The 14,107-nt window shown below is 30.4% G+C and carries 11 protein-coding genes; 9 read left to right on the forward strand and 2 right to left on the reverse strand.

All coding sequences use genetic code 11. The annotated features are described in order from the left end of the window. Positions 1-48: 48 nt before the first annotated feature. Positions 49-1,983, reverse strand: a complete 1,935-nt coding sequence (gene pelA / locus WG950_RS12955; RefSeq protein WP_340932918.1) for a pectate lyase — start codon at positions 1,981-1,983, stop codon at positions 49-51. Positions 1,984-2,208: 225 nt separating this feature from the next. On the opposite strand from pelA, the gene kduI reads away from it, so the two are divergent. Genes kduI through WG950_RS12995 form a run of 8 tightly spaced genes read left to right on the forward strand, consistent with a single transcriptional unit; the run spans position 2,209 to position 11,166 of the window. Further along, the gene (gene kduI, locus WG950_RS12960; RefSeq protein WP_340932920.1) at positions 2,209-3,048 is read left to right on the forward strand and encodes a 5-dehydro-4-deoxy-D-glucuronate isomerase; all 840 of its coding nucleotides are present in this window, start codon (positions 2,209-2,211) and stop codon (positions 3,046-3,048) included. Positions 3,049-3,056: 8 nt separating this feature from the next. After that, on the forward strand, positions 3,057-3,851 hold the full coding sequence (locus WG950_RS12965; RefSeq protein WP_340932922.1) for a gluconate 5-dehydrogenase: 795 nt from the start codon (positions 3,057-3,059) through the stop codon (positions 3,849-3,851). 15 nt (positions 3,852-3,866) lie between these two features. Then, positions 3,867-5,270: a glucuronate isomerase gene (uxaC, locus tag WG950_RS12970; protein WP_340932924.1), complete on the forward strand. Its 1,404-nt coding sequence runs from the start codon at positions 3,867-3,869 to the stop codon at positions 5,268-5,270. Positions 5,271-5,288: 18 nt separating this feature from the next. After that, on the forward strand, positions 5,289-6,263 hold the full coding sequence (locus WG950_RS12975; RefSeq protein WP_340932926.1) for a TRAP transporter substrate-binding protein: 975 nt from the start codon (positions 5,289-5,291) through the stop codon (positions 6,261-6,263). 1 nt (position 6,264) lies between these two features. Continuing rightward, positions 6,265-6,756 (forward strand): TRAP transporter small permease, encoded by a 492-nt coding sequence (locus WG950_RS12980; protein ID WP_340932928.1) that lies wholly within the window; start codon positions 6,265-6,267, stop codon positions 6,754-6,756. Between the two features lie 2 nt (positions 6,757-6,758). Continuing rightward, positions 6,759-8,063 carry a TRAP transporter large permease subunit gene (locus WG950_RS12985; RefSeq protein WP_340932929.1) on the forward strand — a complete coding sequence of 435 codons (1,305 nt, stop codon included), beginning with the start codon at positions 6,759-6,761 and terminating at the stop codon, positions 8,061-8,063. A gap of 10 nt (positions 8,064-8,073) precedes the next feature. Further along, positions 8,074-9,537 carry a tagaturonate reductase gene (locus WG950_RS12990; protein ID WP_340932931.1) on the forward strand — a complete coding sequence of 488 codons (1,464 nt, stop codon included), beginning with the start codon at positions 8,074-8,076 and terminating at the stop codon, positions 9,535-9,537. 21 nt (positions 9,538-9,558) lie between these two features. After that, on the forward strand, positions 9,559-11,166 hold the full coding sequence (locus WG950_RS12995) for an altronate dehydratase family protein (protein WP_340932933.1): 1,608 nt from the start codon (positions 9,559-9,561) through the stop codon (positions 11,164-11,166). A 23-nt stretch (positions 11,167-11,189) separates the two neighbouring features. Here the strand turns inward: WG950_RS12995 and WG950_RS13000 are convergent, their stop codons facing one another. Further along, positions 11,190-12,215, reverse strand: coding sequence for a LacI family DNA-binding transcriptional regulator (locus WG950_RS13000; protein ID WP_340932935.1), 1,026 nt, complete (start codon positions 12,213-12,215; stop codon positions 11,190-11,192). A 128-nt stretch (positions 12,216-12,343) separates the two neighbouring features. On the opposite strand from WG950_RS13000, the gene WG950_RS13005 reads away from it, so the two are divergent. Continuing rightward, complete coding sequence (locus WG950_RS13005) at positions 12,344-14,062, forward strand: Ig-like domain-containing protein (RefSeq protein ID WP_340932937.1); 1,719 nt, start codon at positions 12,344-12,346, stop codon at positions 14,060-14,062. Positions 14,063-14,107: the final 45 nt, after the last annotated feature.

Consider the following 14,107-nt stretch of genomic DNA (forward strand, 5'->3'; position numbering starts at 1 on the left):
TTTTCTTTACAAGAAACTAGAGTAATTAAACAAATTGAAAAAAATATTTTAAAGTATTTCATACCATTCTTTTTTTGATGATTTTTTATGTTTTCCTAAAACGTTTTTTAATGTATATTTCTTTACATCTGAATCCTTTATTTGATAAGACCATTTTACTCTTTTTTTAGGTTGATAACCTTTTCCAGAGTTTTTAAATTCTGCATAAAATGTAGTCTTTTCAGCTTCTTTTTTAGACCAATTGTGCCAACCTTTAGGTTCAATATGTTTGTGTAGAATACAATTTATAAATACTGTTTTTGCATGAATACGCCATGGTCTTCCTAAATAAACTTTAGTCACATTTTTCTCAGCAGTTAATTTACAATTGCTAAAAACGTAACCAAATTTTGTTTCTTTATTTGTTGATGCTGCTGTAATATATGAATCTTTTTTACTATTAATTTGGCAGTTGTAAAAATATGCAGTAGCATTACCAAAGATAAAATCAGTGGTACCTTCTATAAAACAATCTTTATAAAATTGCTTGCCATTACCAGAGGTATATAACGTATCTTGATTGCCTAAAAGATTGCAGTTTATTACTGCAACTTCATTAGAGTTTATTGTTAATGCTATTGCTTGTCCAATATCTCCAGCTGTGTTTTTAATTGTTAAGTTTTTTAGAATTGTATTATCTGCTTCAACTAAAAGAGTCGATGTGTAAAATGTACTATTTCTACCAAGACCAATTTTACTAAAATAATCGTTGTTTGTAATAATGGTATTTTCTTTGCTTTCGCCTATTAAAGATATTTTTGGATTCCATTTATGGAGTTTTACTTTTTCAGAGTAAATTCCGTTTCTAATAAAAATAGTAATCCTTTTATCTGGAAAAGCTTTAGAATTATTGATGGCTTCTTGAATACTATAATAATCTCCACTACCATCTTTAGCTACAATCACATTAAAACTATCAGTAGGTTTGTCTTTTTTAATATGTTTTTTTTTCCAAGAAGGATATTTATCTAGTACTTCTTGAGGAAAAGTTTTATACCATGCATAACCATTTCTTCGTTCTTCGCCAATTTCAGCAAGTGTTGCTTTTTTTATTCCATCTCTATCACAGAAAAAAGGGGTATTATCATCTAGTTCCATAAAACGAGCCCAAATTGGAGGAGCATTTTTATCTAAAACCATTTTTTTACTGATTACTTTTCCTTTATCATTATAAATTCTATCTTCACGCAATCCAGTAATTTTTGTTTTTTTTAACCAAGAAACAGCACTTTTTATGGCTTGTTTTATCTCTTTGGTTGGTTTCTCAATACGCATTAATAATAAAACAATATTTGCAGATTCAGCACCGCTTAAAGAAGGTAATTCATACGCTCTGGCTTTTACTGGTAGTAAGGTGTTTCTATCATGTTGAGCACACCATGCTGTCAATACACCATTTTGTTTGTATTGGGTTTTTAAAATACATTCAATGCCTTTATTAAAGGCTATTTCAACTTTTTTAATAATATCTTTGGATGGTTGAATCGAAAAATAATTAGTGCTGTCTTTTATTTCTTTTAATACATTAAGAATGTTTACCATAGAATCATCATTATAGGTAATGTGTGTATAGTATCCTTTTTTTAAAGGATAAAATTGTGGCCAGCCTCCATTATTATATTGTGCTTTTAACAAATAGTTTAACCCTTTTAAAAACGCTTTTTTGTACCTTTCATCAGGTCGAAATCTATAGACCTTAGATAAGTATAGCATTTCTTGATAAGTAGCACCATTGTCTGTCGTTACATCCTTATTACTTTTTTTTAATAACAATAACTGCTCTTTTTTTTCTTTAGTAATTGGCTTTTGCATTTGTATATTTTTAGGCCAACCACCAATGTTTCTTTGATATATTAAAACATTTTCTGCAATTACTTTAGCTTCTTTAGTTCCAAACCAGTTGCTTTCTTTTTGGTTCACAATTTTTTCCCAAGATTTATCCATAATCTGGCCTTGAGTAGTGTTTTTTAAAAAAAAAAATAAAAATATAATTAAAAAAAGTCTCTTCATTTGGTAGTTAGTTTTTAAATGTTGTAATTAAATTTTACAAGAAAAGGTAAATCATAATAAAAAACATTCTGTTTTTTCTAAATATTTTAAAACCTATTTCTAATAGTTTAGAATAATTGTATATATTTGTGCAATCGATTACACAAATATAGAATATATATGTCAAATTACAAAACAAGATACGCGTCTAATCCGCAATCAGTAAAAAACTATAATACAGAAGAATTGCGAAGTGAATTCTTAATTGAAAATGTTCTAAAAGAAGACAATATAGAGTGGATATATTCTCATTACGATAGATTTATGGTGGCTGGTGTAGTACCAATTAAATCTACGGTAACATTAGAAACAATTGATCCTTTAAAGTCAACTTATTTTTTAGAAAGAAGAGAGTTGGGTATCATTAATATTGGTGGTACTGGTGCTGTTTATGTTGATGGAAAAAAAAACTCACTAGCTCATAAAGAAGCTTTATATGTAGGTCAAGGTAACAAAGAAATTGTTTTTGAGAGCGAAGATTCAAAAAAACCAGCTCAATTTTACTTAAACTCAACACCTGCTCATAAAGCATTTCCTGTTAAAAAAATAGGAGCTGATGATGTAGAAGTAATAGAATTAGGGTCGCCAGAAACTGCAAACGCTAGAACCTTAAGAAAATATATTGTAAATAGTGTTGTAGATGTTTGCCAATTACAAATGGGAATGACTACTATAAAAACAGGAAGTAGCTGGAACACTATGCCTGCTCACGTTCATGATAGACGTATGGAAGTTTATTTCTATTTTGAAGTGCCAAAAGACCAGGCAGTTTGTCATTTTATGGGGCAACCAAAAGAAACACGTCATATTTGGATGGCAGATGGCGAAGCTGTTATTTCTCCACCTTGGTCTATTCATTCAGGATCAGGAACTTCTAGCTATTCATTTATTTGGGGAATGGCAGGAGAAAACTTAGATTATGGAGATATGGATGTATGTAAAATAAACGAATTAAGATAGACTTAAAAATGTCAATAGATTTATTTGATTTAAAAGGCAAAGTAGCGCTAATTACTGGGGCAACTCATGGTTTAGGTATGGCCATGGCTAAAGGTTTAGGTCATGCAGGAGCTATATTGATAATTAATGGTGCTTCTTCTCAAGAAAAGTTAGACAATGCTGTTGCAGCCTATAAAACTAAAGGTTTAAATGCTTTTGGTTATTTATTTGATGTTACAGATGAAGCTAAAGTAATTGAGAATATTAAAAAAATAGAAACTGAAGTTGGTGTTATTGATATTCTAGTGAATAATGCTGGAATTATTAAAAGAACACCTTTAGAAGAAATGGAAGTTGTAGATTTTGAACAAGTATTAAAAGTAGATTTAGTGAGTCCTTTTATTGTGTCAAAACATGTTGTAAAAGGTATGATTGGCAGAAAAGCTGGTAAAATTATCAACATTTGCTCAATGATGAGTGAGTTAGGTAGAAATACTGTTGGTGCATATGCAGCAGCAAAAGGAGGCTTAAAAATGTTAACCAAAAACATGGCAACTGAATGGTCTAAATACAACATACAAGTAAATGGTATTGGACCTGGTTATTTTGCAACATCGCAAACAGCACCAATTCGTGTTGATGGGCATCCTTTTAATGATTTTATAGTTAGTAGAACTCCTGCTGGAAGATGGGGGAATCCAGAAGACTTACAGGGAGCAACCATATTTTTAGCCTCTAAAGCAAGTGATTTTGTAAGCGGGCAAATAGTTTATGTAGATGGAGGCATTTTAGCAACCATAGGAAAACCATCAAATGAAGATTAAATTTTAAACCAATTTATGAGTAAACATTTTATACACGATAATTTTCTACTAGAAAATAAATATGCTGAAGAGTTATATCATAATTACTCGAAGCAGCAACCTATTATAGATTATCACAATCACTTATCACCCCAATTAATTGCAGAAGATAAAGTGTTTGATAACTTAACCCAAGTATGGATCAATGGCGATCATTACAAATGGCGTGCAATGCGTACTTTAGGAATTAATGAAAAGTTTATTACAGGTGATGCATCAGATAAAGATAAATTTTTAAGTTGGTCGAAAACAGTGCCTTATACCATGCGTAATCCATTGTATCATTGGACCCATTTAGAATTGGCACGTTATTTTGGTGTATATGATTTATTAAATGAAAAATCAGCAGAAAAAATCTATGAAGAAGTTTCTGCAAAAGTAAAAACAAAAGCATACAGTACTCAAAATTTACTTAGAAAAGTAAATGCAGAATATGTTTGTACAACTGAAGACCCAACTGACACATTAGAATTTCATCAACAAATAAAAAAAGATAAATCAGATATTAAAGTTGGTACCTCTTTTAGACCTGATAAAGCCATTTTAATTTCTAATGATGGTTATAACGAGTATATTAATGAGCTTGGAAAAGTGGCAAATATCAGCATAAATACCTTTGATGATTTATGTGGTGCTTTAAAAAATAGAATCGACTTTTTTGATAAAAATGGATGTAGCGTTTGCGACCATGGTTTAGATCAAATTTATTTTGAAAAATTTACAGAGAATGAAGTAAAAGCTATCTTTAAAAAGAAAAGAGAAGGTAAGAATTTAACAAAAGAGGAAGCTTTAAAATTCCAAAGTGCTATTTTAATTTTCTTAGCAGAAACTTACCATCAATATGGCTGGGTACAACAATTTCATTTAGGCGCGTTAAGAAATAATAACAAAAGAATGTTAGATGTTTTAGGCCCTGATACAGGTTGGGATTCTATTGGAGATTACCCACAAGCCCATAAATTATCAGCATTTTTAAATGCATTAGATAGTAAAGATAAATTAACAAAAACAATTATATATAACCTAAATCCAGCTGATAATGAAGTAATGGCAACTATGATTGGTAACTTTAACGATGGTAGTGTAAGAGGTAAAGTACAATTTGGTTCTGGTTGGTGGTTTTTAGATCAAAAAGATGGAATGACCAAACAATTAAACGCCTTGTCTAACATGGGGTTAATTAGTTGTTTTATTGGAATGTTAACAGATTCTAGAAGTTTCTTATCTTTTCCAAGACATGAGTACTTTAGACGAATACTTTGTAACCTTTTAGGGGATGAAATTAAAAGAGGCGAATTGCCAAAAGAAGAAATGCAATGGATTGGTAATATGGTTGCAGATATAAGTTACAATAATGCCAAAGAGTATTTTAAAATATAAATCAATAAAACCATAATCATGCGATTTAAAATTATTTTACTAGTAATTCTATTTGCAAGTTTTGTCTCTTGTAAAAAATCAACTGATACAAAAGTGCTTTATTTAGCACATACTCTACCACAAACACATCCAGTTCATAAAGGGATTTTAGAATTTCAAAGGGTGTTGGAATTAAAATCAGATGGGAAATTAAAAGTTAAAATATTCCCAGATGGTCAGTTAGGGTCAGAAAGAGAAGCTTTAGAGTTGTTACAAATAGGAAGTGTTGCTGCCACAAAAGTTAGTGCAGCTATACTGTCTAATTTTGTGCCAGAATACAATGTTTTTGGAATTCCTTATTTATTTAAAGATAAAGAACATATGTTTAATGTTTTAGAAGGCCCAATAGGAAAATCAATTTTAGAGAAAGGATCTAAATTTTGGTTACGAGGTTTGTGTTATTACGATGCAGGAAGCAGAAGTTTTTACACGAGTACTAAAGCCATAAGAACACCAGAAGATTTAAAGGGACTTAAAATTAGAGTGCAGAATAATCAAATGGCGATAAATATGGTAAACTCTATGGGTGGAGCAGCTACACCTTTAGCTTATGGAGAATTATATGCAGCCATTCAACAAGGTGTTGTAGATGGTGCAGAAAACAATCCACCTTCGTTTGTTTCTTCAAACCATTATGAAATTAGCAAATATTACACATTAGATGAACACTCTTCTGTACCCGATGTTTTACTTATAGGAACCAAATACTGGAATAAATTATCTGAACAAGAAAGAATTTGGGTACAAGAAGCCGCAGACGAATCTGCACAAGCAGAAAAAAAATATTGGAAAGCATCTGTAGATAAATCTATGAAAATTGTAAAAGATTGGGGTGTAGAAATTATTAGACCAGAAAAATCATTGTTTGCAGAAGAATCTAAAAATGTAGTTGTAGAATTTGTAAAAGATTTTCCAGAAATGGAGGCTTTGGTAAATAATATAAAAAAGGATTAATATGAGTACATCTAAACTTATTTTTGATAAAGTTAACAAGACGCTTGAATGGTTTATGATTATCATTTTTGCATTGCTAGTCTTAGATGTTTTATTTCAAGTGTTTTCAAGATATCTTTTAGGTACTTCTTTTACTTGGACAGAAGAATTTGCAAGATTCTCTTTAATTTGGATGACCATTTTAGGAGCTGCTTATTTAAATGCAAAAAGAGAGCATCTCTCAATGGATTTTTTATACGATAAACTATCAATTTCAAATAAAAGAAAAGCCTCTATAGTTATAGAAGTTTTTATTTTTCTGTTTGCACTAATTGTAATGTTTTTGGGAGGTGCAAATTTGGTATATACAACCCTGCATTTAGATCAACTATCAGGCACATTACGCATCCCTTTAGGATACATTTATGCAGTATTACCTTTTAGCGGTTTTTTAATTATGTGTTTTTCTATATATCATATAGTAAATATTTATACCAATAAAAACAATCTTTAATTATGAGTATAGAAATTATAAGTATCATTGTTTTATTTGTAACCTTTTTTGCACTTTTATTAATGAAAGTGCCAGTAGCTTACAGTATTGGAATTTCCACAACCATTAGTTTACTATTAAATATTGATAAATTACCTGGCTTAACCACCATTGCTCAACGTATGACGACTGGTATAGATAGTTTTGCGTTGTTAGCCATTCCGTTTTTTGTCTTGGCAGGAGAAATTATGAAACAAGGAGGTATTGCTAACAGACTGATAAATTTTGCAAAGTCATTAGTAGCAAGTCTACCTGGTGGATTGGCCTACGTAAACGTTTTGGCATCCATGTTATTTGGTGCCATTTCAGGATCATCAGTAGCAGCAGCCTCAGCCATTGGTTCTATAATGACAGATAGAATGGAAGAAGAAGGCTACCCAAGAGCATTAAGTGCCTCTGTAAACATTACATCATCAACAACAGGCTTGTTAATTCCGCCAAGTAATATTTTAATTGTTTACGCATTAGCAAGTGGAGGTACAGCTTCAGTAGCAGCATTATTTATTGCAGGTTATTTACCAGGAATCTTATTAGGTTTTGCTATTATGGGTTATGTAGCTTTTTTAGCAATTAGTAGAGGTTACCCAAAAGGAAAACGTGCCACATTTTCAGAAATTTGGACATATTTTAGAAAAGCTTTTTTTAGTTTATTACTCTTAGTAGTTGTAGTTGGAGGTATTGTAGCAGGAATTTTCACAGCCACAGAAGCCTCTGTAATTGCAGTATTATATGCAACAGTATTGTCTTTAGTTTATGGCGATATGAAAGTAAAAAATTTCCCAAGTATTTTACTAACCAGTGCAAAAACAACCTCTGTAGTAATGTTTTTAATCTGTACATCTATGGCAATGTCTTGGTTGTTTTCTTTTGAAGGAATTCCAGAAATGATTAGTTCGTTTTTATTAGATTCTTTAAACAATAAATTTGCCATCTTTTTAGCAATTAATATTATTTTATTAATTGTAGGTACGTTTATGGATATGACACCAGCAGTATTAATATTTACTCCAATATTTTTACCAGTTGTAACAACATTAGGGATGCATCCTGTGCACTTTGGGATTATAATTGTACTGAATTTATGTATTGGAATTTGTACACCACCAGTAGGAACTTTACTCTTTGTAGGTAGTGGTGTTGCTAAAGTCTCTGTTACAAAAGTTATAAAGTCTTTAGTTCCTTTTTTATTAATTATGATAGCTGTACTAATGTTAATTAGTTTTATTCCAGAAATATCAATGTTTTTACCAACCTTATTTGAATTATAAAATTTAAGAAATGCAAGAATTAAAAGAAAAAAAAATATTAAATAGAGAAAACACAAACCTAAAAAGTGTTGCTCCGATAAAAGTTATACAATTTGGTGAGGGAAACTTTTTAAGAGCCTTTGTTGAATATGCATTTCAAAAATTAAATCAAAAAGTAGATCTTAATGCAGGTATAGCAGTTGTACAGCCTATTGATCGCGGTATGGTAAGCATGCTTAATGATCAAGATGGATTGTATAACTTATTTTTAAAAGGTGTTCAAAAAGGGAAAGAAATTCAGCACAAAGAATTAATTACAAACATCGTAAAAGGTGTAAACCCTTATACAGATTTTAATTCTTATATTAATTTAGCCAAAGAAGAACAACTAGAATTTATCATCTCTAATACTACAGAAGCAGGTATTGCTTATGTAGAAAGTGATACTTTAGAAATGCAACCACCAAGTTCGTTTCCAGCAAAATTAACAGTATTACTAAACGAAAGATTCAAACATTTTAATGGTGATTCAAACAAAGGATTAACTATTATTCCTTGTGAATTAATCAATCATAATTCAGAACAATTAAAAGAAATCATTTTAAAATATGCTAACGATTGGAAGTTAGGTAACGGTTTTATCAATTGGATAAATAATGATTGCTCATTCCATAGTACTTTAGTAGATAGAATTGTACCTGGATATCCAAAGGATGAAATTGAAGCTTATAACGCACAATTAGAATACAAAGACAATCTAATTGTTGCAGCTGAGGTATTTTTACTTTGGGTGATTGAAGGTGGTGAAGAATTAAAGAAAAAATTACCATTTCATAAAACAGATCTAGACGTAAAAATAGTAGAAGATATGCAACCTTATCGAACAAGAAAAGTACGTATTTTAAATGGTGCTCACACTTCTATGGTTCCATTTTCTTTGTTATATGGTAATGAAACAGTAAAGGAAACAGTTGATAATACTTTTACAGGAGCATTTGTAAACAAAGCTATTTTTGATGAAATCAATGATGTACTTCCTATGGATAAAAGTGAGCTAAACAGCTTTGCTGAAGAAATCTTAGATCGTTTTAGAAATCCATTTATCAAACACAGGTTGGCTGATATTGCTTTAAATTCTATCTCAAAATTTAAAGTACGTGTGTTACCAAGTTTGTTAGAATATGCAGAAAAAAACAGCAAATTACCAACCAATTTAACGTTTGCATTTGCATGTTTAATCCGTTTTTATAAAGGAACTTGGAAAGGACAAATACTACCAATTAAAGACAGTCAAGATATTGTAGATACTTTTAATAAAATTTGGGCAAAAAATGACACAAAATTAGTAGCAGAATCTGTTTTGTCTTATATATTATTTTGGGGGGAAGATTTAACAAAAGTCAATCAATTAACAGAAGCAATAATATTTGCTTTAGATCAAATTGAAGTTAACGGAATTGAACAAGGATTTGCTAATTTTAGCAATAAATATTAAGTAAGAAACACGCATTATATCATGCAAAAAAAAATAATAAAAGTACATGCAACTGATAACGTTTTAGTTGCGTTAGTAAATCTAACAGCAAATGAAGTTATCTCTTTTGAAAATCAAGACATCAAAGTTATTTCAGATGTAAAAGCTAAACATAAAATTGCTTTACAGACTTTAGAAATTGGTGATGAGATTTTTATGTACGGAGTTTTAGTAGGAAAAGCAAGTTTTAAGATTGAAAAAGGAGGTGTTTTAACTACAGAAAATGTAAAACATCAAAGTGCTAAAGTAAGTAAAAAAACAGGTACTATTGATTGGACTCCACCAAATGTAGATCAGTGGAAAGATAAAACTTTTATGGGTTATCATAGAAAAGATGGGCAAGTAGGAACTGCTAATGTTTGGTTATTTTTTCCTTTGGTATTTTGTGAAAATAAAAATATTGAAAAATTAAAAAGTATTTTTGAGAAAGAGTTGTTAACACAAAAATCAAACTCTCATCAAATGTTATTAAGATCATTAGTTAATGATAATGTTGGCGAATTAGAACAAGCAGAAACCACAAAAGTTTTTGAAAACATTGATGTTAAATTTATTACGCATCCGGGAGGATGTGGAGGAATTAGACAAGATTCTGAAAGTTTAGCAAGATTATTAGCTGGCTATGTTAAAAACCCAAATGTTGCAGGAGCAACTGTTTTAAGTTTAGGATGCCAAAATCTTCAAATAGATATTTTTAATAAAGCATTAGAAGCTATTAGTCCAGATAATAAAAAACCAGTGTTGATGTATGAACAACAACAAATGGGAACTGTAGATGACATGCTAACAGCAATCATTAAAAGTTCTTATGCAGCTATAAAAGAAGCTAATGAAATTGAAAGAAAACCAGCACCTCTATCAAAACTAAAAGTAGGTTTAGAGTGTGGTGGGTCTGATGGTTTTTCTGGTATTTCTGCAAACCCAACTTTAGGATTTACTTCAGATATGCTAGTAGCACTAGGTGCAACAGCAATATTATCTGAATTTCCAGAACTTTGTGGTGTAGAGCAAGAGTTGGTAAATAGATGTGTAGAAGAAGAAAATGCAAACAAGTTTTTAAGCTTAATGCAAGCTTTTGAAAAATCTGTTATAGATGCTGGTTCTGGTTTTGATATGAATCCTTCACCAGGAAATATCAAAGACGGTTTAATTACAGATGCAATGAAATCTGCTGGAGCTGCTAAAAAAGGAGGAACATCTCCAGTTGTAGATGTTTTAGACTATGGAGAATATATTACAAAACCAGGTCTAAATTTACTTTGTACTCCTGGAAATGATGTTGAGAGTACTACAGCAATGGTTGGCTCTGGAGCAAATATTGTTTTATTTACAACTGGCTTAGGAACTCCTACAGGAAATCCGATTACGCCTGTAATTAAAGTGTCTTCAAACTCAGACTTAGCAAAAAGAATGAGTGATATTATTGATATTGATACAGGGGAAGTTATAAGAGGCGAAAAAACAATCGAAGAAATGGCTGAAACAATGTTAGAATACATTGTTAATGTAGCTAGTGGTAATATTTCATCAAAAGCAAGTTTGTTAAATCAAGATGATTTTATTCCTTGGAAAAGAGGCGTTTCTTTATAAGTTTTTCAATAAATTTTTATCAATTATAAATTAGTTTTTAAAGAAGATTTTCTAATAATTAATTCTGGTTGTAGCACAATTTGTTGAGCTTTCTTTGTCTTTAAACTTTTATCTACTTCTTCTAAAAATACTAAAGCAGCTTTTCTTCCCATCTCTATTGGGGACTGATCTACAGAAGTGATAGATAATTCCATGAAACGCGTAAAAGGTTCATTACTAAAACCTACAACGCTTATATCTTCTGGTATTCTTAATCCTTGAGATTTAATTTCTTGAATAGCACCAAGAGCTGAAAAATCACTAGTAGAAAAAATAGCATCAGGAGGATTTTCTAAACTTAACAATCGTTTTGTTGATGCTCTTCCTGCTAAAACTTTACTATGAGTTTCAATAATTAAACTTTCATCATACTCTAAACCACTATCCAATATAGCCTGCTTATAACCTAAAAATCTATTTTTAAAAATTTCAAGCCTTCTATCATTAGATAGATGAGCAATTCTCTTATATCCTTGTTTTATAAGATGTTTTGTAGCTTGGTATGCTCCATCAAAGTCATCTATAGTTATAGAACTAACATTTGCAATATCTTTTTTTCTATCAAAAAATATTAGTGGTACATTTTTTTTAGAAATGCTTTCAAATATATTACTCTTAGTTTGGGCATTGGTAATAGACATTAAAATTCCATCTACTTGGGCACTTAATAAAGAATTAATATTCCCAATTTCTTGTTCTTCTTGGTCATGGGTTTGGCAAATAATTACATGGTAACCTTTTGGGTATAATTCTTCTTCTATTCCTCTAATTACAGATGCAAAAAAGTTACTGTCAATACGAGGTACAATTACTCCAACATTATAACTCTTTCCGCTTTTTAAGGCTTTTGCTAAAGTATTCTGCTCATAATTCATAAGTAAAGCAGTTTTTTGAACTAGTTTTCTAGTTTTTTCACTAATTTTTGGATTGTTGTTGAGAGCCCTAGATACTGTAGCAGCTGTTAAACCTAAATTTTCGGCAATATCGTAGATTGTCGTTTTCTTTACCATCTTGCTAATTAATGATTTTTTTTTGAATTAAATATATTTTTAATTAATAAATTTTGATAATTCAAAGTTTATTAATATCATTGTGTAATCGATTACATTTATTATAATTCCTTTTAAATAAATAAATCATGAAAAATATATTTAAATATTCGTTTTATATTCTGTTTGTAGTGCTTTTTTCTTGTAATAGCAATGATGATGATTTTACAGAAACTGCTGTAAGTAGTATTATTATTGATGGCGATCATATTAATGATGGAACTTCTTCTCAAATGCGAGCCGAAATATTTCCTATAACTGCTTTAAATAAATCTATAATTTGGAGTGTTTCTAATGAAACAATTGCTACCATTTCTTCAAGTGGGTTAGTAAAAGCAATAACAAACGGATCTCTAACTGTTTTTGCAACTTCTAAAGATAATCCAGAAGTTAGTTCATCTAAAGATATTTTAGTATCTGGAGTTGTTGTACCAGACGTTTTAGTATCAAGTTTAACAATCTATGGTTCTGATATTATAAACGGGCAACCGCAAAACTTTACTGTAGAGGTGTTTCCTGCAAATGCAACAAATCAAGATGTAAGTTGGTCAGTATCCGATAATACTATAGCGACTATTAATTCAGAAGGTTTATTAACACCCATAAATAATGGAGTTGTAAAAGTTATTGCAACTTCTAAAGATCCAAATGCGGTATCAGCAGAATTAGAAATTAGCATATCAGGTTTTTCAAATATTCAAGGTGTAAGCACTAGTACAGAGCTATTAAATGCCATTCAAAATGCTATTTCTGGTGATGTTATTTATGTAAAAGAAGGTGTTTTTACTTTTAGTACTACTATTAAAATCACACAAAGTGGAACATCAACAAACCAAATATCCATTATCACGCACCCAAATAATTCTCAAAGACCAATTTTTGATTTCTCTTTAATGTCAGAAAATTCATCCAATAGAGGTATTGAATTATCTGGTAATTATTGGCATATAAAAGGAATTAAAATTACAAAAGCCGGAGACAATGGAGTGTGGATTAATGGTAATAATAATTTAGTAGAATATTGCGAATTTAGCGAGAATTCAGATACTGGATTGCAGATTAGCAGTGGTGGTAGTAATAATACAATTCTTAATTGCGATTCTTTTTTTAATGCCGATTCTACTTTAGAAAATGCAGATGGTTTTGCAAGTAAGTTAGATGCAGGAGATGGAAATAAATTTATAGGTTGTAGAGCATGGCAAAATTTAGATGATGGTTGGGATGGTTATTTAAAAGGTACTGATAATATAACCACAACTTATGAAAACTGTTGGGCAATTAAAAATGGATATTTAAAAGATGGTAGCAAAGGTGTTGGAGACGGAAATGGTTTTAAAACAGGTGGTAGTGATGACAAAACATTAAAACATAATGCTATTTTTAAAAACTGTTTGGCTGTGGGCAATGTTGTTGACGGATTTGACCATAATAGCAATAGAGGTAATGTAGAAATTTATAATTCTGGAGCCTATAATAATAGTAGAAACATCAATTTCGGAAGCTCTAATATTGCGAATGCATTAACTATAAAAAATACCGTAAGTTTTTCTGGTGATAATAATGATAGTTACAATGCAACAAATATAGATATTAGCAATAATGGTTGGCAAAATGGAATCCTAACAAATACGAGTGATTATGTTAGTTTAGACATAGATTTATTAACCAGTGCTAGACAGTTAGATGGTAGTTTACCAGAATTAGATTTTATGAAATTGGTAGATGGCAGCGATCTTGTAAATGCTGGTATAAATGTTGGATTATCCTTTAACGGATCTGCACCAGATATTGGTCCTTTTGAAAAATAACCAAATTTTAAGTTTAGAAATTAATTTTTTAGCAAAAAAAGCATA

Source organism: Polaribacter marinaquae, from assembly GCF_038019025.1.
In the GTDB taxonomy this organism is placed as follows: domain Bacteria; phylum Bacteroidota; class Bacteroidia; order Flavobacteriales; family Flavobacteriaceae; genus Polaribacter; species Polaribacter marinaquae.

What these genes read in the sequence shown, in the direction of transcription:
- pelA (WP_340932918.1), bottom strand. Translation starts at nt 1,983, where the DNA reads ATGGATAAATCTTGGGAAAAAATTGTGAACCAAAAAGAAAGCAACTGG.
- kduI (WP_340932920.1), top strand. Translation starts at nt 2,209, where the DNA reads ATGTCAAATTACAAAACAAGATACGCGTCTAATCCGCAATCAGTAAAA.
- WG950_RS12965 (WP_340932922.1), top strand. Translation starts at nt 3,057, where the DNA reads ATGTCAATAGATTTATTTGATTTAAAAGGCAAAGTAGCGCTAATTACT.
- uxaC (WP_340932924.1), top strand. Translation starts at nt 3,867, where the DNA reads ATGAGTAAACATTTTATACACGATAATTTTCTACTAGAAAATAAATAT.
- WG950_RS12975 (WP_340932926.1), top strand. Translation starts at nt 5,289, where the DNA reads ATGCGATTTAAAATTATTTTACTAGTAATTCTATTTGCAAGTTTTGTC.
- WG950_RS12980 (WP_340932928.1), top strand. Translation starts at nt 6,265, where the DNA reads ATGAGTACATCTAAACTTATTTTTGATAAAGTTAACAAGACGCTTGAA.
- WG950_RS12985 (WP_340932929.1), top strand. Translation starts at nt 6,759, where the DNA reads ATGAGTATAGAAATTATAAGTATCATTGTTTTATTTGTAACCTTTTTT.
- WG950_RS12990 (WP_340932931.1), top strand. Translation starts at nt 8,074, where the DNA reads ATGCAAGAATTAAAAGAAAAAAAAATATTAAATAGAGAAAACACAAAC.
- WG950_RS12995 (WP_340932933.1), top strand. Translation starts at nt 9,559, where the DNA reads ATGCAAAAAAAAATAATAAAAGTACATGCAACTGATAACGTTTTAGTT.
- WG950_RS13000 (WP_340932935.1), bottom strand. Translation starts at nt 12,215, where the DNA reads ATGGTAAAGAAAACGACAATCTACGATATTGCCGAAAATTTAGGTTTA.
- WG950_RS13005 (WP_340932937.1), top strand. Translation starts at nt 12,344, where the DNA reads ATGAAAAATATATTTAAATATTCGTTTTATATTCTGTTTGTAGTGCTT.